Source organism: Achromobacter anxifer, from assembly GCF_903652925.1.
GTDB lineage: Bacteria > Pseudomonadota > Gammaproteobacteria > Burkholderiales > Burkholderiaceae_B > Achromobacter > Achromobacter anxifer.
Map to the genome: position 1 here is coordinate 12,546 of NZ_CAHLAR010000020.1, position 20,700 is coordinate 33,245.

Annotated in this window: 21 protein-coding genes; 16 read left to right on the plus strand and 5 right to left on the minus strand. The window is 67.9% G+C overall.

Translation table 11 applies throughout. The annotated features are described in order from the left end of the window. Window positions 1–149: 149 nt before the first annotated feature. Window positions 150–776, minus strand: a complete 627-nt coding sequence (locus tag HWY37_RS33300) for a nucleotidyltransferase family protein (protein ID WP_176090807.1) — start codon at window positions 774–776, stop codon at window positions 150–152. Between the two features lie 60 nt (window positions 777–836). Here HWY37_RS33300 and HWY37_RS33305 point away from each other — a divergent pair, with 60 nt between their 5' ends. After that, window positions 837–1,826: an XdhC family protein gene (locus tag HWY37_RS33305; RefSeq protein WP_175210616.1), complete on the plus strand. Its 990-nt coding sequence runs from the start codon at window positions 837–839 to the stop codon at window positions 1,824–1,826. A gap of 22 nt (window positions 1,827–1,848) precedes the next feature. Here the strand turns inward: HWY37_RS33305 and HWY37_RS33310 are convergent, their stop codons facing one another. Both HWY37_RS33310 and HWY37_RS33315 read right to left on the minus strand, forming a co-directional pair. Continuing rightward, the gene (locus HWY37_RS33310; RefSeq protein WP_223306531.1) at window positions 1,849–2,316 is read right to left on the minus strand and encodes a MarR family winged helix-turn-helix transcriptional regulator; all 468 of its coding nucleotides are present in this window, start codon (window positions 2,314–2,316) and stop codon (window positions 1,849–1,851) included. Between the two features lie 209 nt (window positions 2,317–2,525). After that, window positions 2,526–3,434, minus strand: coding sequence for a LysR family transcriptional regulator (locus tag HWY37_RS33315; protein WP_175210614.1), 909 nt, complete (start codon window positions 3,432–3,434; stop codon window positions 2,526–2,528). A gap of 120 nt (window positions 3,435–3,554) precedes the next feature. On the opposite strand from HWY37_RS33315, the gene HWY37_RS33320 reads away from it, so the two are divergent. Both HWY37_RS33320 and HWY37_RS33325 read left to right on the plus strand, forming a co-directional pair. Beyond that, a complete protein-coding gene (locus HWY37_RS33320) occupies window positions 3,555–4,517 on the plus strand; it encodes a 3-hydroxyacyl-CoA dehydrogenase family protein (protein WP_175210613.1) in 963 nt (320 codons plus the stop codon). Further along, window positions 4,514–5,368, plus strand: a complete 855-nt coding sequence (locus HWY37_RS33325) for a beta-keto acid cleavage family enzyme (protein WP_176090808.1) — start codon at window positions 4,514–4,516, stop codon at window positions 5,366–5,368. The genes HWY37_RS33320 and HWY37_RS33325 overlap by 4 nt, the downstream gene beginning before the upstream one ends. Before the next feature lie 16 nt (window positions 5,369–5,384). Here HWY37_RS33325 and HWY37_RS33330 read toward each other — a convergent pair whose 3' ends face one another. Next, entirely contained in the window at window positions 5,385–5,912 is a 528-nt protein-coding gene (locus HWY37_RS33330) for a SecDF P1 head subdomain-containing protein (protein ID WP_176090809.1), read from the minus strand. A 56-nt stretch (window positions 5,913–5,968) separates the two neighbouring features. Beyond that, window positions 5,969–9,631 carry a YadA family autotransporter adhesin gene (locus HWY37_RS33335; protein WP_246302475.1) on the minus strand — a complete coding sequence of 1,221 codons (3,663 nt, stop codon included), beginning with the start codon at window positions 9,629–9,631 and terminating at the stop codon, window positions 5,969–5,971. A gap of 512 nt (window positions 9,632–10,143) precedes the next feature. Between HWY37_RS33335 and HWY37_RS33340 the strand changes: the two genes are divergently transcribed. From HWY37_RS33340 to HWY37_RS33400, 13 genes are all read left to right on the plus strand, one after another. Beyond that, window positions 10,144–11,088 (plus strand): LysR family transcriptional regulator, encoded by a 945-nt coding sequence (locus tag HWY37_RS33340; protein ID WP_176090810.1) that lies wholly within the window; start codon window positions 10,144–10,146, stop codon window positions 11,086–11,088. Between the two features lie 181 nt (window positions 11,089–11,269). Then, window positions 11,270–11,428, plus strand: coding sequence for a periplasmic nitrate reductase, NapE protein (gene napE, locus HWY37_RS33345; protein ID WP_129244695.1), 159 nt, complete (start codon window positions 11,270–11,272; stop codon window positions 11,426–11,428). Between the two features lie 23 nt (window positions 11,429–11,451). Beyond that, on the plus strand, window positions 11,452–11,769 hold the full coding sequence (locus tag HWY37_RS33350) for a chaperone NapD (protein WP_175210603.1): 318 nt from the start codon (window positions 11,452–11,454) through the stop codon (window positions 11,767–11,769). After that, on the plus strand, window positions 11,753–14,248 hold the full coding sequence (gene napA, locus HWY37_RS33355) for a periplasmic nitrate reductase subunit alpha (RefSeq protein WP_176090811.1): 2,496 nt from the start codon (window positions 11,753–11,755) through the stop codon (window positions 14,246–14,248). The genes HWY37_RS33350 and napA overlap by 17 nt, the downstream gene beginning before the upstream one ends. 19 nt (window positions 14,249–14,267) lie before the next feature. Further along, window positions 14,268–14,747: a nitrate reductase cytochrome c-type subunit gene (locus HWY37_RS33360; protein ID WP_176090812.1), complete on the plus strand. Its 480-nt coding sequence runs from the start codon at window positions 14,268–14,270 to the stop codon at window positions 14,745–14,747. A 16-nt stretch (window positions 14,748–14,763) separates the two neighbouring features. Continuing rightward, complete coding sequence (locus tag HWY37_RS33365) at window positions 14,764–15,402, plus strand: cytochrome c3 family protein (RefSeq protein WP_175210599.1); 639 nt, start codon at window positions 14,764–14,766, stop codon at window positions 15,400–15,402. Further along, window positions 15,389–16,063: a heme ABC exporter ATP-binding protein CcmA gene (ccmA, locus tag HWY37_RS33370; protein ID WP_175210598.1), complete on the plus strand. Its 675-nt coding sequence runs from the start codon at window positions 15,389–15,391 to the stop codon at window positions 16,061–16,063. Before HWY37_RS33365 ends, ccmA begins: the two co-directional genes overlap by 14 nt. Beyond that, on the plus strand, window positions 16,029–16,694 hold the full coding sequence (gene ccmB, locus HWY37_RS33375) for a heme exporter protein CcmB (RefSeq protein WP_175210632.1): 666 nt from the start codon (window positions 16,029–16,031) through the stop codon (window positions 16,692–16,694). The genes ccmA and ccmB overlap by 35 nt, the downstream gene beginning before the upstream one ends. Window positions 16,695–16,701: 7 nt before the next feature. Then, the gene (gene ccmC / locus HWY37_RS33380; protein WP_176090813.1) at window positions 16,702–17,478 is read left to right on the plus strand and encodes a heme ABC transporter permease CcmC; all 777 of its coding nucleotides are present in this window, start codon (window positions 16,702–16,704) and stop codon (window positions 17,476–17,478) included. After that, window positions 17,475–17,651: a heme exporter protein CcmD gene (gene ccmD, locus HWY37_RS33385; protein WP_176090814.1), complete on the plus strand. Its 177-nt coding sequence runs from the start codon at window positions 17,475–17,477 to the stop codon at window positions 17,649–17,651. The genes ccmC and ccmD overlap by 4 nt, the downstream gene beginning before the upstream one ends. After that, a complete protein-coding gene (gene ccmE, locus HWY37_RS33390; RefSeq protein WP_175210194.1) occupies window positions 17,648–18,106 on the plus strand; it encodes a cytochrome c maturation protein CcmE in 459 nt (152 codons plus the stop codon). Before ccmD ends, ccmE begins: the two co-directional genes overlap by 4 nt. Beyond that, on the plus strand, window positions 18,103–20,109 hold the full coding sequence (locus HWY37_RS33395) for a heme lyase CcmF/NrfE family subunit (protein WP_175210195.1): 2,007 nt from the start codon (window positions 18,103–18,105) through the stop codon (window positions 20,107–20,109). The genes ccmE and HWY37_RS33395 overlap by 4 nt, the downstream gene beginning before the upstream one ends. Then, complete coding sequence (locus tag HWY37_RS33400; protein WP_175210196.1) at window positions 20,109–20,630, plus strand: DsbE family thiol:disulfide interchange protein; 522 nt, start codon at window positions 20,109–20,111, stop codon at window positions 20,628–20,630. The genes HWY37_RS33395 and HWY37_RS33400 overlap by 1 nt, the downstream gene beginning before the upstream one ends. The last annotated feature ends 70 nt before the right edge of the window (window positions 20,631–20,700 follow it).

Consider the following 20,700-nt stretch of genomic DNA (forward strand, 5'->3'; position numbering starts at 1 on the left):
TGCGCAGGCATCCGAATTTACGTCAGTATACTGACTTTATAGTCAGCGTACTGACATTTAGGGAAATCCCGGAGCCAAAGAAAAAGGCCGCTGCGGCGGCCTGTTTTGCGTTGCTTGGTTCAGCGGTGTCGTGTTCGGCTAAACAGAGATCAGCCGGCCTCGTCCAGGTCGGCGGGCGTGTCGACATCTCGCAACACTCCCGGATCGTCGACCTCGACCAGATGCAGGCCGGGCTGCCTGAGCAGCCGCCGCGCGCCCTCGTCGGCGCCCAGGGCCGCCAGCTGCGGCAACCATTCCGCGCGGAATCCCACCGGATGGCCGCGCTGCCCCTGGTACGACGGCGCGGCCATCGTGGCCTGACGCAAGCCGTCCAGCACCGCATCCAGGCTGGCGCGGCCGATCCAGGGCATGTCGGCCAGCGCCACCAGCACCGCGCCGGGCGCCTCGGGCAAGGTCTGCAGGTATTGCGCCGCCGCCGCCAGGCTGGCGCCCATCCCCTCGCCTGCCCGGGCCGTCTCCAGCACCAGGCAATCCTCCGCCCGCAGCAATTCGGCAAGGGCCGCGCTGCCCGGACGCACCACGGCGACGACCATGTCCACCGCCGCGCGCAACGTCCGCGCGCTGGCCGCGGCCACGCATGCGCCCTGCGGCAGCGGGGCCAGCAGCTTGTCGGCGCCGGGCCGCTGCGCGGCATAGCGCGAGCCCTGCCCCGCCGCCAGCAGAATGCCGGCGCGCAAGGAGCCCGGGTAGGGATAGACACTAGAGACAGTCGCCATAATGATCAGTATAGTGAATATAAGCCGTGACAGCGCCGCGGCCTTTCCTGTGAGAAGCCGATGAACGCTCTGGATCTGGACGTATTGCAACATGCCCGCGACTGGGTGGCCGCGGGCAGCCGCGTGCACCTGGTGACCGTGGTGCAGACCTGGGGATCGGCCCCGCGCCAATCCGGCGCCATGCTGGCGCTGCGCGACGACGGCCGCATGGTGGGCTCGGTGTCCGGCGGCTGCATCGAGGACGACCTGATACTGCGCGCCCGCGCCGGCACGCTGGAAGACGCCCCCGCGCGCCTGACCTACGGCGTCACCCGCGACGAGGCCGCGCGCTTCGGCCTGCCTTGCGGCGGCACGCTGCGCCTGATCAGCGAGCCGCTGCGCGACACGCAGTGGCTGGACCAGGTGCTGGAATCCATCCGCGGCCATCGCCTGATCCAGCGCACGGTGGATCTGCAGGACGGCAGCAGTTCGGTATCGCCCGCTGGCCCGGCGGACGGCCCGGATTTCGACGGCCGCATCTTCCGCAGCGTCTACGGTCCGCGCTGGCGGCTGCTCATCATCGGCGCCAACCAGACCGCCCAGGTGCTGGCCAACGTGGCCGCCACACTGGATTTCCACGTCACGGTCTGCGACCCCCGCGAGGAATTCTTCGGCGACTGGAACCTGTCCCAGACCACGTTGCTCACCAGCATGCCCGACGACGCCGTGCTGGAGATCGGCACGGACGAACGCACCGCCATCGTGGCGGTGACCCACGATCCCAAGCTCGACGACATGGCCTTGCTGGAAGCGCTGAAGTCCCGGGCGTTTTATGTCGGCGCGCTGGGCTCGCGCGCCAATCAGCACAAGCGCCGCGAACGCCTGCGGCTGTTCGACCTGGACGACGGCCAGATCGCGCGCCTGCACGGCCCGGTGGGCCTGCGCATCGCCAGCAAGACGCCGGCCGAGATCGCGGTGGCAATCGCGGCCGAACTGATCTGGGTGCGCAACACGCTGGGCGACGGCGAGGCCGCCCGCAGCGCGCCGCAGGCCAGCGCGCTGCAAGGCTGAAACTGGCGGCCGGCGCCCTGCCCTACATGGGCTTGAGCGTGGTGCGGCTGTACTGGTTGTTGGCTTCCACCAGGGTGGAAAGCAGCTTCATGAAGATTTCCTGGTTGCGCGTGGACAGGGGCTCCAGCAGGCGCTGCTGGGCCCGGGCCATGCCTTCCTGCAGCAGGCCCATGATGCGCAAGCCTTCCTGGGTAATGACTGCCTGGCGCGAGCGCTTGTCGTTGGGATTGATGCGGCGTTCCACCAGGCCGCGCTCCTGCAGGCGCTTGACCACGTCCGCCGTGGTGGTGCGGTCCAGCCCCAGCTCCATGCCGATGGCGGTCTGGTCCAGCCAGGGGCTGAGCGACAGCGCGGTCAGGACCCCATACTGCACCGGCGTCACGTTCTGCGTCTTGCATTCTTCGTAGAACATGGCGTAGTGGATCTGGTTCAGGCGCCGCACCAGATATCCAGGACGCGACCACAGCACCTGCTTGGCCGGATCGAAAATCTTGGTGTCAGCCTTATGAGTTGCGACGCGCTTCTGGGACGTCGTCTTTTTCTGTACATCCGGCACGTTGAGGCAGCTCCAATTTAGTTTGTGTACTGAGGATAATACCATCGGGTGCTGCCTGTCGAGCGGCGTCGCGCGGGCGCTTGCGTGAAATCAAGATGGCCCGCCCGCGCGCCCTGGCAGCCTGCGCAAAGCCGGTCCGAAACCTAGCGCGCCTGCTCCGCCAGATACTCCTTCAAAGTCTGCACCAGCGCCGCCGCGGCCGGCGACAGGCTGCGGTTGCGCGCGGTCACCAGGCCAATCGAGCGCTCCGCCACCGGACCGGTCAGAGGCCGCTGCACGATGCCGTTCTGGGCCACTGCCGCGGCGGCGATTTCCGGCAGCGCCGCCACGCCGAAGCCGCATTCGACCATGGCGACGATGGTGGTCAGGTGCTCGGCCTCGAACGCGGGCGTGAAGCGGATGCGGTTCTGCAGAAAGGCCCATTCCGTATATTGGCGCACGCTGCTGGGCTGCACCATGGACACGTGCGCGGCATCGGCGGTGTCGGCCCAGCGCAGCGGACCGCGGGCGCGGGCCAGCGGATGGCGTTCGGGGATCAGCAGCAGGAAGCTGTCGGACATCAGCGGCACGTAATGCAGGTCGGCGTGCTGCGGGTCGGCGGCGGTCAGGGCGAAGTCGACCTCGCCCGCGCGCACCAGGTCGAAAGCCGGTCCCGACAGGGTGTCGCGCACTTTCAGCGCGACCAGCGGGTGAGCCTGGCGGAAGGCCATGAGCACCCGCGGCAACAGCCGGGCGGCGATCGAGGGCAAGGCGGCCACCGAGACCTGGCCCTGCTCCGCGTTGACGATGCCGCTGACCGCGGCGATGGCGTCGCGGAAGGCCACCTGCAGGGCCGCGGCCTGCTGCATGAAGACCTCGCCGGCGGCGGTGAGCCGGACGGTGCGCGTGGTGCGGTCGAACAGCCGCACGCCCAGCGCGTCCTCGATGCGCTGGATCTGCGTGGACAGGGCGGACTGCGACAGATGCAGCTGCGCGGCAGCCTGGCGGAAGTTGAGCGTGCGGCCCAGCACCAGCGTCGTGTCGATATCGCGCATCGAAAGATTGATCTGCATGCCGCCAGTCGTTTCTATTGATCAGTATTGTCGATCATTCTATCCAAAAAATCTGATTCATCAATCAAACCAGCTTCTCTACACTCGCCCCCAGCGTAGTTTCAGATGAAGGAGCAAACCATGCAGACGGACGCGATAACGCTGCCCAATCCGGGCGCGGCGCATGCGGTGGTGGTGGGCGGCGGCACCATGGGAGCCGACGTGGCCGTGGTGCTGACCCGCGCGGCCTGCCGCACGACGGTGATCGAATCGAACCCCGAGCGCGCGGCGGGCCTGCCCGCCCGGGTCACGGAGAACCTCAAGACCATCGGACGCGAGGCCAATGCCGCCCTGCTATCCACCGCGGCCAGCCTGGACGGGGTCGATTGGTCTGCGGTGGACCTGGTCATCGAGTGCATCCCCGAACGCCTGGACATCAAGCAGACGCTGTTCGCGGATCTGGCCAAGCGCGCCCGGCCCGACGCCATCCTGGCCAGCAACAGCTCCAGCTTCCCGATCAGCGCCATCAGCCAGGGCCTGGACACCCGCGGCCGCATGCTGGGCCTGCATTTCTTCATGCCCGCGCATCTGGTGCCCCTGGTGGAAGTGGTGCTGGGCGAGGCCAGCGACAACGCCTGCGCCGACACGCTGATCGAATTCATGCGGCGCTGCGGCAGCGTGCCGGTGAAGGTGCGCCAGGACCTGCCCGGCTTTCTGGCCAACCGCCTGCAGCACGCGCTGTCGCGCGAGGCCTTCGACCTGATCGACCGCGGCATCGCCTCGCCGGAAGACGTGGACGCGGCGGTGCGCTTCGGTTTCGGCTTCCGCTTCCTGGCGGCCGGGCCCGTGATGCAGCGCGACCATGCCGGCATCGACGTGCATGCCGCGGCCGGCGCCACCATGTACCCCACGTTCTGCAACGCCAGCCAGCCGGCGCGCTGCCTGACCGAGCGCGCCCAGGACGGCCGCCACGGCATGAAGGCGGGCGAGGGCTTTTATGCCTGGACGCCCGAGACCATCGCCGCCGAGCGCGCGCGCTATGACCGCCTGCTGCGCGCGGGCCTGGACCTGATCGCGCCCGAGCTTCCGGAGATCAAGCCATGAGCACCGCCGCCCTGCCCCGCGCCGCCCTGGCCGAATCTCCCGTCATCATCACCGTGGCGCCCAACGGCGCCTACAAGAAGGCGGCCGATCATCCGGCCGTGCCGCTCACGGCCGAGGCCCTGGCGCGCGAGGCGCGCGCCTGCCTGGACGCGGGCGCCGCCATGATGCACATGCATGTACGCAAGCCCGACGGCAGCCACCTGCTGGACGCTCAGGCCTACCGCGACGCCCTGGCCGCGGTGCGCGGCGCCGTGGGCGAAGAACTGCTGGTGCAGGTGACCAGCGAAGCCGCCGGCGTCTACAAGGCGGCCGAGCAGATCGCGCTGGTGCGCGAACTGCAGCCTGAAGCCGTCTCCATCGGACTGCGCGAGATCGCCGTGCCGGACATCCCGGAATCCGAGCTGGCGGCCTTCCTGGCCTGGATCGCCGAACGCCGCATCATGACGCAGATCATCCTGTACGACGAAGGCGACGTGCGCCGCTGGCTGTCGCTGCGCGAGCGCGGCCTGGTGCCGGCGGGCGCCTGGTCGGTGCTGTTTGTGCTGGGCCGCTACAGCGCCGGGCAGACTTCGTCGGCCTATGACCTGCTGCCCTTCCTGGCGGCCTACGACCAGTCCCTGCCCTGGGCGGTCTGCGCCTTCGGTCCCGAGGAAAATGCCTGCGTCACCACGGCCGCGGCCTTCGGCGGCCATATGCGCGTCGGCTTCGAGAACAACCTGAAGCTGCGCGACGGCAGCACCGCGCCGGGCAACTCGGCGCTGGTGCTGCAGGCGGCCCAGGGCGCGCAGGCGCTGGGCCGCCCCCTGGCCACGGCCGCCGACGCGCGCCGCATCTACGGCGCCATCGGCTAGCCTCATCATGGCGGCGCTACGGCGCCCCCATGATGGCTTGCGCGACCTCGATCGCCTGGTCTTCGGAGTTCATCGTCAGGTTCAGGACGCCCTCCTCCATCGCCCCCGCGATGCGCGGCACGCCGACCAGCCTGCCGCCGACGGTGAAGACCAGCCACTTGCCCGGATACTGGCGGCCGATCTGCGCCAGCTTGCGCGCACCCGGCGACGTGAATTGCAGGCTCACGAAAGGCTGCCCTTCCCGCGTCTTCATCGGCGTAGCCGCGTTCAGATCGAACCGGGTAAGCGCGGGAGCCTGCAGAAAGTAGTAGGTCTTGTCGGGCATCCGCAGTTCGCGCAGGTCGGCCCCAGGCTGGTCCTGCGCCAGGCGGAACTCGACCGCAGGCGCTGTGCTTCGCGCCTGCCCCGTGGCATCTCGCGCGGCCGTCACCGGCTGGGAAACGCGGGGCTCGGCATGGGCGCCCTTCTGCGTTGCCATAGGCTGGCAAGCAGCCAGCAACGCGCTCGATGCCATCACTGCAGGAAGAATGATGCGACGTTTCATGGCTGTGTACCTCTCTTGAGTCATTGAGGATGCGGCGGCTGCTCGCGCGCCTTCGCTCACCATTGGTATCCCACCCCCACGCTTGCGCCGTAGTCCCCTCGCGAACTGCTGCTGGCCAGGCCTTTCAGCACCCACCTACCGCTGTCGGACACGGTGGACAGTCCCATCGCGAAACCGCTCTCGCCGCGCCACGCCCCCCCGCCCATGCTGAACATGCTCCTGCCGGGTAGATAGGCCTGGGGCAGCGCGGACATGGCCATCGCGGTCGCGACGCCCGCGCTCAGGCGGTTGTCCAGGCCTTGCACGTCCTTGCGCAAACCGGCGACCTGGCCATTCATGCCGCTCTCGATTTCCCGCAGCTGGTTCAGGTTGACCGCGTCCGTGCCTGCCGTGCCGCGGGCCACGTTCACCACCTGGCGCTCAGTCCCCGCCGCGCCGACGGACACCGAGTTGTCGCGGTCGGCGATGGAACCCGCGCCCAAGGCCACGGCATTGTTGGCCGAAGCCTTGCTGCCGTTGCCCAGCGCCGTTGCGCCTGCGCCGGAGGCCTGTGCGCCGTTGCCTATCGCGGTGCTGTTCCTGCCCGCGGCCACGGCGCCCGCTCCGCCCGCGGCCGAATTGGCGCCGCTGGCCTTGGGCGGGGTTGCCGCCTTCGCTTCCTGGCTGGTCTGGAACATGCCGGCGGCGCCCTTGCCGATGTTGGCCACGTCGTCCTCGACGCCGGTCATGCGCTCGTCCATCTTGGTGAGCTGATCGCCGACCTGAAGCACATTGCCGGCCACGTCCTGTATGCGCTTGTCGGTGTAGTCGTTGGCCTGCTTGAGCGCGCCGTCCAGCTGCCGCAGGTTCACGGCATCCGTGGCCTCACGGCCGTCGGCCAGGTTGCTGAGCGTGCGTTCCGCGCCCGATGTGCCCACCGACACCGTGCCCGCCGACCTGTTTTGCACGTCCGAGTACTTGCCGGCATAGGTTTCCGCGCCGCGGTCAGCCACCGCGCCAGCCCCCAGCGCAACATCGCCGTCCTTGCCAGCCGTTGCGCCGTTGCCCAGAGCCACCGAATTGCCGCCATTGGCCACCGCGCCCGGCCCCATCGCGATGCTGCCGGTACCGTTGGCCTGGGAATCCGGCAGGACCGCCGACGCCCCGCCATTGGCGCGGAAGTACTTTATTCCGGCTCCTCCCTGGGTGAAGGTGTTGACCGTGTCGCCTATCGACTTGACGTACTGATTGGTCTCGAACAGCTGCGAGCCGTTGACCGCGTCCGTGCTGTCCGCCGACACCGCGCCGCGCGCCACGTTCCTCAACACGGTGGCGGAGCCGCCGGGGTTCAGCGTCACCATGCCGTAGTTGATGGCGCCGTCCGGATCGCGGTCGTACTTCACTCCACCCGCGTCGAGCCCGCTCACATTCGTGGCCAGCGCCTTCAGCTGGCTGACGTTCACCGCGTCGGAATCCACCGTGCCTGCCGCCAAGCCGGTGATCTGGCGGTACTTTCCGGTATCCCCGTCACCCACGGATACCGCCGCCAGGGTGCTGCGTGTGGCATTCACGGCCGCGTCATCTCCCCCCAGGGGCACATACCCGGCGGCTCCGGCCTCGACCTTGGCGATCGATCCCGCCCCCAGCGCCACGCCACCCGCCTGGCTTGCCTGCGCCTCGCGGCCCAGCGCCAGCGCATTGTCGGCCATGGCCCGCGCGTTGTAGCCCAGCGCCGTGCTGCCCGCGCCCTGCGCATACGCGTCGTCTTCCGCCAATCCCGCCTCATTGGTCCGCGCATAGCGTATGCCCAGGCCGTTGGCGGCCTTGTTGACCAGGCTGGTGTCGCCGGTGAGGCTCGTCAAGGAGCCGCCCAGGTTCGTAAGCATGTCGCCCATGCCTGTCACCGTGTCGCCCAGGTTGGTCACGGTATCGCCCATGCGCGTCACCGTATCGCCCATCGTCGTGACCGTGTTCCCCATGGTCGTCACCCTGTCGCCCACCTTCAGCACATCCTGGTTCGTCTCGTGCAGTTGCGAACCGTTCACCGCATCGGTGCTGGTGGCTGACAGTGCTCCGCGCGCCAGGTTGCCGAGCCGCGTGCCACCCGTTGCGCCGCCATCCGTGGAGGCAACGCCAGCCAGCGTGATCAGGCTCTTGGGATCGCCCGACTTGCCGTCGTAGGTCACCGCACGGTCGCCCAGGCTGCCCACGTTTTCGGCCACGGACTTGAGCTGGCTCACGTTGACCGCGTCCGTGTCCAGAGCGCCCGCCGCCACGTGGGTGATGCGCCGCTCGGCCCCGGCCGCCCCCACGCTGACCTCGCCCACTGGCGCCGCGCCAGCCAGCACCGCCGTTCCCGCGCGATACGCCGCAACGGCCAGGGTCGCGCCGTCGGCCACCGCGTTCGCCCCCAGCGCCACGCTGCCCGCGTGGCTTGCCTGCGCATCACGGCCCAGCGCCAGCGCATTGTCGGCCGTGGCCCGCGCGTTGTAGCCCAGCGCCGTGCTGCCCGGGCTTTGCGCGTAGGCGTCGCTTGGCGCCAGCCCACGCTCATTGGTCCGCGCGTAGCGGATGCCCAGACCGTTGGCATCCGTGTACGCCGCGCTGGTATCGCCAGTGAGATTGGCCAAGGTGCCGCCAAGACTGGTGAGCGTGTTGCCCAAGGTTGTCACGGTGTCTCCCATGCCGGTCACCGTGTCGCCAAGATTGGTCACGGCATCGCCCATGCGCGTCACCGTGTCGCCCAAATTCGTCACGTTGTCACCCATCCGAGTCACCGTATCCCCCAGATTCGTCACGCTGTCGCCCATGCGCGTCACCGTGTCGCCCATGGTCGTCACCCGGTCCCCCACCTTCAGCACGTCCTGGTTCGTCTCGTGCAGCTGCGAACCGTTCACTGCATCGGTGCTCGTGGCCGACAGCGCTCCGCGCGCCAGGTTGCTGAGCCGTGTGCCGCCCGTCGCGCCGCCGTCCGTGGAAGCAACGCCGGCCAGCGTGATCAGACTCTTGGGATCGCCCGACTTGCCGTCGTAGGTCACCGCACGGTCAGCCAGCACGTCGACGGCCTGATTTGTCGCCTGGAGTTGCGAGCCGTTCACGGCATCCGTGCTGGCCGCGCTGACCCGCCCTGCCGCCAAGTTGGTGATGGTGCGTTCCGCGCCACTCCCGCCCACGCTCACCGTGCTCGAAGGCGAGGCGCCCGCGTATGCGTAGGACGCCCCGGCTATCGTGGCGCCCGTGGTTGCGATCGCAGCCCCCGTCACGGACCCGGCCCCAAGCGCAACGTCGCCCGAATGGGCGGCGACCGCGCCAGCCCCCAGCGCAATGCCCTGCGCCGTCCGCGCCTCGGCGCGCGTACCCAGCGCAACCGAATCCTGCCCGAGCGCCCGCGATTCTCCGGCAATCGCGACGGCGCTCAGGCCCGACGCCTGTGCGCCAGCCGCCGCGGTATTGGAGGACGTGTTGCCGCCAATTGCGACACTGCCGGCGGCAGTGGCGCGAGCCCATTGCCCAAGCGCGGTCGAACCCGCCGCAGTCGCCCCGGCCTGCATGCCCACCGCCGTGCTTCGGATTGCCGCGGTGGCGGCAAAACCCAGGGCGGTCGCGCCGTTGCCTGTCGCGGACGCGTTAAAACCCAGGACCTGTACGCCAACGTGGCCGCCGCCATCAGCATCGCAACCGAGAACGTTCGACCACAGGCCGGAGCCGTCTGCCGGATTTTTCCCTGCGGGATAGGACACCCCGTCCGGCCCCGTTCCCTTCGGAGAGTTACACGAGTCCGGCTTGTATGTGGCTGCGCGGACTTCAAACCCCGTGACGGTCAAACCTGCGCAAAGGGCGATTCCGGCCGCTATGGGCGCCAGCCGCGCCTCCTGCCCGCGGGCCCGCTTGTTCCCATCGCGCGCCGCCATGTTTTCGTCCGCGCCGATCCCTACCTTCCTGAGTATCTTGTTCATGAATTGGTGCTCCAGTTCAACGACTCAAATGGAACCTCTCATTCATCACGGCAGGCCTCCGGTGCCGGCGGAACCTCCCGCAACGACTGCATCAAGGCGATGCATTGAGCCCAAGACTACGGCGCGTAATTGCAATCTCACATTGCATCCGGCCTATGGGGCCTATCGGCCTGGCTACCCTGAACCGACATGCCACACGACGGAAACAAACTGATAGATTCAACATGCCCGGCCCCAAACCGGGAAACCGCTCATCCGTCCCGGGATCGGGCATGGGCTTCATGAGGAGGGGTTCCATGGATTTGCTGGCGACAATACGCATCTACCTCCGCGTGGTCGAACGCGGCACCATCTCCGGGGCGGCTCGCGATCTGGACATGAGCCAGCCGTCAGTGAGCGAGCGCATCGACAAACTGGAACGATTTCTGAGCACTCGCCTGTTGATACGCAGTTCACGCAACCTGATCTGCACTGCCGAGGGCAGGATGTTCTATGAACAGGGCAAACACCTGCTGGACGTCGCCGAAGCAACAATAAATTCAGTTACATCAAGCATCGAACAGATACAAGGACGCCTGCGCCTGGCTGCGCCGCAATGCCTGGGAGAAGTCATTCTTCCCAAAACCTTGATGCATGCACGCGCGACCTACCCCGAGTTGCAGATCGATCTGAATCTGAGCGACGAAATTGCCGACCCGGTCACCGAAGGGGTCGACATATCCCTGCGGCTGGGCCGCTTGAACGAGAACGGCGGCTACATCGCTTTCCCGCTGGGCTGGGTGGCCCGCAAACTGGTCGCGGCGCCTTCCTATCTGGCGGCGCACGGCCCGATAGAAACGCCGGCGGACCTGGCTCTGCACCCCTTCATCCGACTCAAGCCCGTATTTGCGAACGACTTGCTGCCCTTGGCGCGCGAAAACGGCCCGACGGAGGAAGCGCGCATCAAGACCGCCATGACCACCAGCCACTGGCGTCCCATGCACGAACTGATCGTCGCGGGCGGCGGCATCGGCGTCCTGCAGCACCCCGCATGCGCGCAAGCGCTGGCGCAGGGACGCCTGGTGGAGCTGCTGGACGGCTACCGCGTTCCGCCCCTCGCGCTCAATGCCTTGGTTCCGCCGCTACGGCCGCTGCCGCCGCGCGTGCGGGCAGTACTCGACCTGCTGAAGCAGGACATTCCCGAACGCCTGGAGCCGGCGCTCGACATACCGGCATCGCTGGCGTCTTCGGGCGCGGAGTAAGCGCCGCAGATCCGCTGGGCGTTCTCTGGCCATTTTCATGCGCGTCATATGCCTCTTCATATAGCGCCAACGCTGATTGTTACGCCGTGGCGCAACATTGACGCCTTTCAAAACCATCTGCTAAAAGCGTCGATATCCGCACGTTAAACGCAATACCCCAACTGTCGTAGTGAGGTGGTTTGTGCAAAACGAGTCTGATGGCTACACCAAGCCTCAGGAACTGCGCAGTTTCCTGTTCCTGACGGCCGTCATGGCGCCCGTCCTGTCGGTAATCATCGTGGCGGGCTACGGTTTCATCGTCTGGTTCTATCAGCTGTTCGCCGGCCCTCCCGGCAGCTGATGCGACGCGACGGAACCCCATTCATGTCCGCGCTCCCCCACTCCGCGCCGCCTGCGGCGCCGCCAGAGCTGCATATCGCCAGCATGGTGGTGCACGCCGCGCCCCGCCGCTTGCCCGACGTCCGCCTGGCGATCCTCGCGATCGCCGGCGCGGAAATCCATGGCGCCTCCGACACCGGGAAACTGGTGGTCACCCTGGAGGCGCCCTCCACCGACGACATGATGGCCAGGATCTCGGAGATCCAGCGCCTGGATGGCGTGCTGGCTTCGGCGCTGGTCTACCAGCACGCCGACTCGCTGGACGCGATGAACGAGGAGATTGACGATGGCAATGGCTCGTAGAGACTTCATCAAGCAATCCGCCGCCGCAGCCGCCGCCACCGTGGCCGGCATTCCTATCGTCGGCTACACGCAGAACATCGTCACCGAATCCGAGGCCGCCAAGCTCAAGTGGTCCAAGGCGCCCTGTAGGTTCTGCGGGACCGGCTGCGGCGTCAACGTCGCGGTGAAGGACAACCAGGTCGTGGCCACGCACGGCGATTTCAACGCTGAGGTGAACAAGGGCCTGAACTGCGTCAAAGGCTACTTCCTGTCCAAGATCATGTACGGCAACGACCGGCTGACCACGCCGCTGTTGCGCATGAAGGATGGCAAGTACGCCAAGGACGGCGAGTTCGCCCCGGTATCCTGGGACCAGGCCTTCGACGTCATGGCCGAGCAGTTCAAGCGGGTGCTGAAGGACAAGGGGCCGGAGGCCGTGGGCATGTTCGGCTCGGGCCAATGGACCATCTGGGAAGGCTATGCCGCGCTCAAGCTGATGAAGGCGGGCTTCCGGACCAACAACCTGGATCCCAACGCGCGCCACTGCATGGCCTCGGCGGCGGTGGGCTTCATGCGCACCTTCGGCGCCGACGAACCCATGGGCTGCTACGACGACATCGAGAATGCCGATGCCTTCGTGCTGTGGGGCTCCAACATGGCGGAGATGCATCCGATCCTGTGGACCCGCGTGACCGACCGCCGGCTGTCCGCGCCCAAGACCAAGGTCGTCGTGCTGTCCACCTTCGAGCACCGCTCCTACGAGCTGGCCGACATGGCGCTGACCTTCACGCCGCAGACGGACCTGGCGATCCTGAACTACATCGCCAACCACATCATCCAGACCAAGCGCGTGAACCGGGATTTCGTCGACAAGCACACGACCTTCCGCGAAGGCAATGCCGACATCGGCTATGGACTTCGCCCCGACAATCCGCTGCAGAAGGCCGCCAAGAACGCCGGCGACGCCGGCGGCTCCAAGCCCATTACCTTCGACGAATTCGCCAAGTTCGTCTCCAAGTACGACCTGGACTACACCGCCAAGCTGAGCGGCGTGCCCAAGAAGCAGCTGGAGGAACTGGCCGAGCTATACGCAGATCCCAAGGTCCGCGTGACCTCGTTCTGGACCATGGGCTTCAACCAGCACACGCGCGGCGTGTGGGCCAACAACATGGCCTACAACATCCATCTGCTGACCGGCAAGATCTCCACGCCGGGCAACAGCCCGTTCTCCTTGACCGGCCAGCCCTCGGCCTGTGGCACCGCGCGCGAGGTCGGCACGTTCTCGCACCGCCTGCCGGCCGATCTGGTGGTGACCAATCCCCAGCACCGCGCGCATGCCGAGGAAATCTGGCAACTGCCCGACGGCACCATCCCCGCCAAGGTGGGCGCGCACGCGGTATTGCAGAACCGGATGCTCAAGGACGGCAAGATCAACGCCTACTGGGTGATGGTCAACAACAATATGCAGGCGGCCGCCAACCTCATGAACGAAGGACTGCCCGGCTACCGCAACCCCGAGAACTTCATCGTGGTCTCGGATGCCTACCCCACGGTGACGACGATTTCGGCCGACTTGATCCTGCCGACCGCGATGTGGGTGGAAAAGGAAGGCGCCTACGGCAACGCGGAGCGCCGCACCCAGTTCTGGCACCAGTTGGTCAACGCGCCGGGCGATGCGCGCTCGGACCTTTGGCAGCTGATGGAATTTTCCAAACGCTTCAAGATCGAGGAGGTCTGGCCCGCAGACCTGCTGGCCAAGAAGCCCGAGTACCGCGGCAAGACGCTGTTCGACGTGCTGTTCGCCAACGGCAAGGTCAACCGCTATCCGAACACCGAGCGCGACAAGGACTATGCCAACCAGGAAGCCGAGGCCTTCGGCTTCTACGCGCAAAAGGGGCTGTTCGAGGAGTACGCCGAATTCGGCCGCGGGCACGGCCACGATCTGGCTCCCTTCGACACGTACCACGAGGTGCGCGGCCTGCGCTGGCCGGTGGTCAAGGGCAAGGAAACGTTGTGGCGCTACCGTGAAGGCAGCGATCCCTACGTCAAGCCCGGCGCCGGCTTCGAGTTCTACGGCAACCCGGACGGCCGCGCGGTGATCTACGCCCTGCCCTACGAACCGCCCGCGGAGTCGCCGGACAAGGAATACCCGTTCTGGCTGTCCACCGGCCGCATCCTGGAGCACTGGCATTCGGGGTCGATGACGCGGCGGGTGCCGGAGCTGTACCGGGCCTTTCCCAACGCGGTCTGTTTCATGCACCCCGACGACGCCCAGGAGATGGGCCTGCGGCGCGGCGTCGAAGTGGAAATCGTGTCACGGCGCGGCAAGATGCGCACGCGCCTGGAAACCCGCGGACGCGACAAGCCGCCGCGCGGCCTGGTCTTCGTGCCCTGGTTCGACGCCGGCCAGCTGATCAACAAGGTCACGCTGGATGCCACCGACCCGATTTCGTTCCAGACCGACTTCAAGAAGTGCGCGGTCAAGATCGTCAAGGTCTGAAGGCGAACCGGAGACAGCCATGAACCTACGCGCCCTTACCCTCGCGACATGCGTCATCCTCGGTTCCACCGCCTGGGCGGCGCCGCCGCAGCTGGAGGTCGAAGACCCGATGCGCGGCCCCACGCCGATCGCACAGGAAGCCGATCCGCCGCTCATGAGCCCGGTGGAGAACAAGGACATCAAGCGGATGCGCACGTATTCCATGCAGCCGCCCACCATTCCCCACAAGATCGACGGCTACCAGATCGACAAGAACTTCAACCGCTGCCTGGCCTGCCACGCCCGCGTCAACACCGAGGAAACCCAGGCGCCGCCGCTGAGCGTGACCCACTACATGGACCGCGACAGCAACGTGCTGGCGGAAGTGTCGCCGCGGCGCTACTTCTGCGTGCAATGCCACGTGCCGCAGACCGAGGCCAAGCCGCTGGTGTCCAACACCTACCAGGACATCGACGTGATCCTCAAGCGCCTGACCGCCCCGGCGCCGGCCAAGAAGTAAGCGACCGGAGGCAGCCATGCTCGCACTCATCAAGCGCTACTGGAACATCATCCGACGGCCCAGCGTGCATTTCAGCCTGGGCTTCCTGACGGTCGGCGGATTCATCGGCGGCATCCTGTTCTGGGGCGCCTTCAACACCGCCATGGAACTCACCAACACCGAGAAGTTCTGCACCGGCTGCCACGAAATGCGCGACAACGTGTATGCCGAGCTCAAGGGCACCATCCACTTCACCAACCGCTCCGGCGTGCGGGCGTTGTGCTCGGACTGCCACGTGCCGCACAACTGGACCGACAAGATCGCGCGCAAGATGCAGGCGTCCAAGGAAGTCTGGGGCAAGATCTTCGGCACCATCGACACGCGCGAGAAGTTCGTGGACAAGCGCCTGGAACTGGCCCAGCACGAGTGGGCGCGCTTCAAGGCCAACGATTCGCTGGAATGCCGCAACTGCCACAACTATGAATACATGGACTTCACGCGCCAGAGCCCGCGCGCGCAGAACATGCATTCCACCTACCTGGCGGACAAGAGCAAGACCTGCATCGACTGCCACAAGGGCATTGCCCACAAGCTGCCCAACATGGGCCCGGGCCCGACCTCCATGGCGCCGGAACGCCCGGGCGCCGGCACGGAGGTCGCGAATGCGGCCCGCTGACGCGCCGCCGCCCATGCTTTGCGCGCGCGGACTTATCGGCCGCCGCGGCTGCGGCGCGCCTCTGGACTTCGAATTGCATGGCGGCCAGCTGCTGCACGTGCGCGGCGCCAACGGCAGCGGCAAGACCAGCCTGTTGCGCATGCTGGCGGGCCTGTTGCGGCCGCTAGCGGGCAGCGTGCTGTGGCGCGGCGCCGATGCGCGCCGCGATCCCGCGGGCTACCGCGCCGGCATGGCGTACCTGGGGCATGGCAATGGCCTGTGCCGCGAGCTGAGCGCCGCCGAGAACCTGCTTTATGCGCTGCACGTCGCGGGCACGCCGCTGGCGGCGGCGCGCATCGCGGAAGCATTGCGCGCATGGCACCTGGAATCCTGCGCCGACGTCGCGACGCTGCGCCTGTCCCAGGGCCAGGGACGGCGGCTGGCGCTGGCGGCGGTGGTGCTTGGCGGCAAGCCGCTGTGGCTGCTGGACGAGCCGGACGCAGGCCTGGACGCGGCCAGCCTGGAATTGCTGCGCCTGGCGCTGGAGAACCACCTGGCGGCCGGCGGCGCCGCGGTGGTCGCGTCGCACCGCGAGCCGGGCACCGCCCCCGCGCATACCCAAACCCTGGACATGGATGACTACGCGGATGCTGGCTACGCTGTCGCAGTTGGCGTTGCGTGAAATCCGGCTGGCCTGGAGACGGCCCGCGGACACGCTGGGCGCCACCCTCTTCTTCGTCGTGGCAGGCACGCTGTTCCCGCTGGCGGTCGGCCCCGATCCCGCGCTGCTGCTGGCGATAGGACCCGGCGTGCTGTGGGTCTGCGCCCTGCTGGGCATCCTGCTGACGCTGAACCGCCCTTTCGCCCAGGACTACGACAACGGCGCGCTGGAGCAACTGCTGGTGTCGCCGCATTCGCTGCCGCTGCTGGTGGGTGCCAAGCTGGCGGCGCACTGGTTCAGCAGTTGCCTGCCCCTGATCCTGGCCAGCCCGGTGCTGGCCCTGCAATTCGGCCTGCCGCCGCAGGCCATCGGCGTCCTGGCGCTGTCGCTGCTGCTGGGCACGCCGACGCTGGCGCTGGTGGGCGGACTGGGCGCGGCGCTGACCTTGGGTCTGCGCGGCGGCGCCCTGCTGCCGCTGCTGGTGCTGCCGCTGTACGTGCCGGTGCTGATCTTCGGCGCCGGCGCGGTGTCGGCCACCCACGCGGGCCTGGGCGCCGGACCGCAACTGTCGCTGCTAGGCGCCTGCCTGTGCCTGGCCATCCTGTTGTGCCCCTGGAGCGCCTCGGCGGCGCTGCGCGTGGCGCTGGACTGAGGACGCCATGCACAAGCACCCTGCCCTGGACTCGTATCCGCCCGCCGCCTCCGGCGCGGGCTGGCTGCGCTACGCCTCGCCCGCGCTGTTCTATCCCCTGGCCGGCCGGATGATTCCGTGGCTGGCGCTGGCCGCCGCGCTGTTCGCGGCTGCGGGACTCTACGTGGGCCTGGCCGTGGCGCCCACCGACAGCCAGCAGGGCGAGGTCTACCGCATCCTGTTCATCCACGTCGCGGCGGCATGGATGTCGATGTTCCTGTACCTGGTCATGGCGCTGTACGCCGCGCTGGGCCTGATCTTCAACACCCGCCTGTCGTTCATGATGATGCGGGCCCTGGCTCCCACCGGCGCGCTGTTCACCTTCCTGACCCTGTGGACCGGCGCGCTGTGGGGCAAGCCGACCTGGGGCACCTGGTGGGTGTGGGACGCCAGGCTGACTTCCGAATTGATACTGCTGTTCCTGTACCTGGGCTTCATGGCCTTGCAGGCCGCCGCCGACGACGACGCGCAGCGCGCCGACCGTGGCGGCGCCATCCTGGTGCTGGCGGGCGTGATCAACGTGCCCATCATCTATTTCTCGGTGCGCTGGTGGAGCACCCTGCACCAGGGCGCGTCCATCAATCTCACCACCGCGCCCAGCATGGCGCACATCATGGTGACGGCGATGCTGCTGATGGTGGCGGCGTTCTGGCTGTACAGCGCGGCTGCGGCGCTGGCGCGCGTGCGCGGCATCATCGCGGAACGCGAACCGGGCGCGACTCGTCCCCGGCGGGAGGCGCCATGAGCTGGGCAGCGCTGTTCTCGCTGGAAGGCCACAGCCCCTATCTGCTGGGCGCGTATGGCGTGACGCTGGCGCTCATCGGCCTGGAGGCGCTGCTGCTGTGGCGCCGCGCCCGCGCCCGGCGCGCGGCGCCTGGCCAGGCGCCGGCGGCGCGCCCCGAAAGGACCGCGCGATGAGCCCGCGCAAGCGCCGCGCGCTGGCTATCGCAGGCGGCCTGGGCCTGTTGGCCGCGGCCGCCGTGCTGGTGCTCAACGCCCTGCAATCCAATCTGGTGTTCTTCTTCAGCCCCACCCAGGTGATGGCGAAGGAGGCGCCCGCCAGCGGCAGCTTCCGCGTGGGCGGCCTGGTGGAGCAAGGATCGCTGCGCCGCGAGGCCGATGGCCTGACGCTGCGCTTCGTGGTGACGGACACCGCGCACACCGTGCCGGTGACCTACCAGGGCCTGCTGCCCGATCTGTTCCGCGAGGGCAAGGGCGTGGTGGTGGCCGGCAAGCTGGGACCGGACGGCGTGTTCCGCGCGACCGAGGTGCTGGCCAAGCACGACGAAAACTACATGCCGCCCGAGGCCGCCGACGCGATCAAGCGCGCGTCCGGCGCCAACCCCGGCAGCATGCGCGCGGAGGCGCGATGATTCCCGAGATCGGACTGTTCAGCCTGATACTGGCGCTGCTGGTGGCGCTGGCGCAGGGCGTGCTGCCGCTGCTGGGCGCAGCCACAGGCTGGCAAGCGGGGCTGCGGGTAGCCCGGCCCGCCGCCGTGGGACAGTTCTGCCTGACCACGATAGCCATCGGCTGCCTGGCCTGGTCGTTCGTGGACAACGACTTTTCCGTCCTGTACGTGGCGGCCAATTCGCACGCGGACCTGCCGGCCGCCTATCGCTTCGCCGCGGTCTGGGGCGGACACGAAGGATCGCTGCTGCTGTGGCTGTACCTGCTGACAGCATGGACCCTGGCCGTGGCGCTGTGCAGCCGCCGCCTGCCGCTGCCCTTCGTCGGCCGCGTATTGGCGGTGATGGGCTGGATCAGCGTGGGCTTCCTGCTGTTCCTGCTGTTCCTGTCCAACCCCTTCGAGCGCCTGATGCCGCCGGCCATGGCCGGCCGCGACCTGAATCCGCTGCTGCAGGACCCGGGCATGATCGTGCACCCGCCCATGCTGTACATGGGCTACGTGGGCTTCTCGGTAGCCTTCGCCTTCGCCATCGCGGCGCTGCTGTCGGGCGAACTGGATGCGATGTGGGCGCGCTGGGTCCGGCCCTGGACATTGGCGGCCTGGACCTTCCTGACCATAGGCATCCTGTTGGGCAGCGCCTGGGCCTACTACGTGCTGGGCTGGGGCGGCTGGTGGTTCTGGGATCCGGTCGAGAACGCCTCGTTCATGCCCTGGCTGGCGGGCACCGCGCTGATCCATTCCCTGATCGTGACCGAAAGGCGCGGCGCCTTCCGCAGCTGGACGGTGCTGCTGGCGATCTGCACCTTCTCGCTCAGCATCCTGGGCACGTTCCTGGTGCGCTCCGGCGTGCTGACTTCCGTCCATGCCTTCGCGGTGGACCCGGGACGCGGCCTCTACATACTGGGTTTCATGCTGGTGATCGTGGGCGGATCGCTGGCGTTGTACGCGTGGCGCGCGCCCAGCGTGGGCCTGGGCGGCGGATTCTCGCTGCTCTCGCGCGAATCGCTGCTGCTGTCCAACAATGTGGTGCTGACCGTGGCGGCGGGATCGGTGCTGCTGGGCACGCTCTATCCGGTGGCGCTGGACGTGCTGGAGTGGGGCAAGATCTCCATCGGCCCGCCCTACTTCGAAGCCGTGTTCGTGCCGCTGATGACGCCGGCGATATTCCTGATGGGCATCGGCCCGGTGGCGCGCTGGAAACAGGCGGAACTGCCCGACCTGGGGCGCCGGCTGCGCATCGCCTTCGGCGTCAGCGTGGCCACGGCCGTGCTGCTGCCGCTGGCCATGCCCGGTCCGGCGCGGCTGGGTTCGCCCATGGTGATGCTGGGGCTGTGGCTGGCGGCGTGGTCGGTCGCAAGCGCCGCGGTGCACGCCTGGCAGCGCCTGACGGACGGCGACGGCCAGTGGCTGCGCCGGCTGGGCCGCCAGCCGCGCTCCTGGTACGGCATGCTGCTGGCCCACGCGGGCGTGGGCATCTTCATCGCGGGCGTCACGCTGGCCAACGGCTACGAGGTCAAACAAGAACTGCGGATGGAGTTGGGCGCCACGCAGGAAGCCGGCGGCTATGCGTTCACCTTCGCCAGCATCGGCCCCGCGGCCGGCCCCAACTACAGCGCCCAGCGCGGCGTGTTCCCGGTGACCCGCAACGGCAAGCCGGTGCTGACCCTGTATCCGGAAAAGCGCCTCTATACCGTGCAAGACATGGCGTTGAGCCAGGCCGACATAGACAGCGGCTTCACCCGCGATCTGTTCGTGGCGCTGGGCGAACCGGTGGGCGACACGGCCTGGACCGTGCGCCTGCAGGTCAAGCCCTTCATGACCTGGATCTGGACGGGCTGCATCCTGATGGCGCTGGGCGGCCTGCTGGCGGCCGGCGACAAACGCTACCGCCGCGCCCAGGAGCCGGCGCGCGCGCCGCAGGCGGCCATGCCCGCCCCGGCCCGGACCACGCAGGAGGGCGTCTGATGCTGCGCTACCTGGCGCCGCTGGCGGCCTTCCTGGCCATGGCCGTGTTCCTGGCGATGGGCCTGTCGCGCGATCCGCGGGCCGTGCCCTCGGCCATGATAGACAAGCCCGCCCCCGCGATTGGCCTGCCCGTCCTGCTGGCGCCCGGCCAGAAACTGGAGGTGCAGTCACTGCGCGGCCAGGTCTGGCTGCTGAATGTCTGGGCCTCCTGGTGCGGGCCCTGCAAGGACGAGTTGCCCGTGCTGCGCGAGGTCGCGCAGCGCCACGGCATTCCGCTATACGGTCTGAACTACAAGGACAAGCCGGAGGACGCCGAGGCCTGGCTGGCGCGCAACGGCAATCCCTACATCGCGTCGGCCAGCGACGTGGACGGCCGCATCGGCATCGAATACGGCGTCTACGGCGTGCCCGAGACCTTCGTCATCGACCGCGACGGCCGCATCCGCTACAAGCAGCTGGGCCTGATCACGCCCGAAATCTGGCGCAGCCGGATCCAGCCGACGATAGAGGCGCTGCGATGAAGTCCTTGCTCGCCTTTGCTCGCCGCCGATTTCACCGCTCGCTTGAGAATTTGTCGCGGGGGCAGTTGCC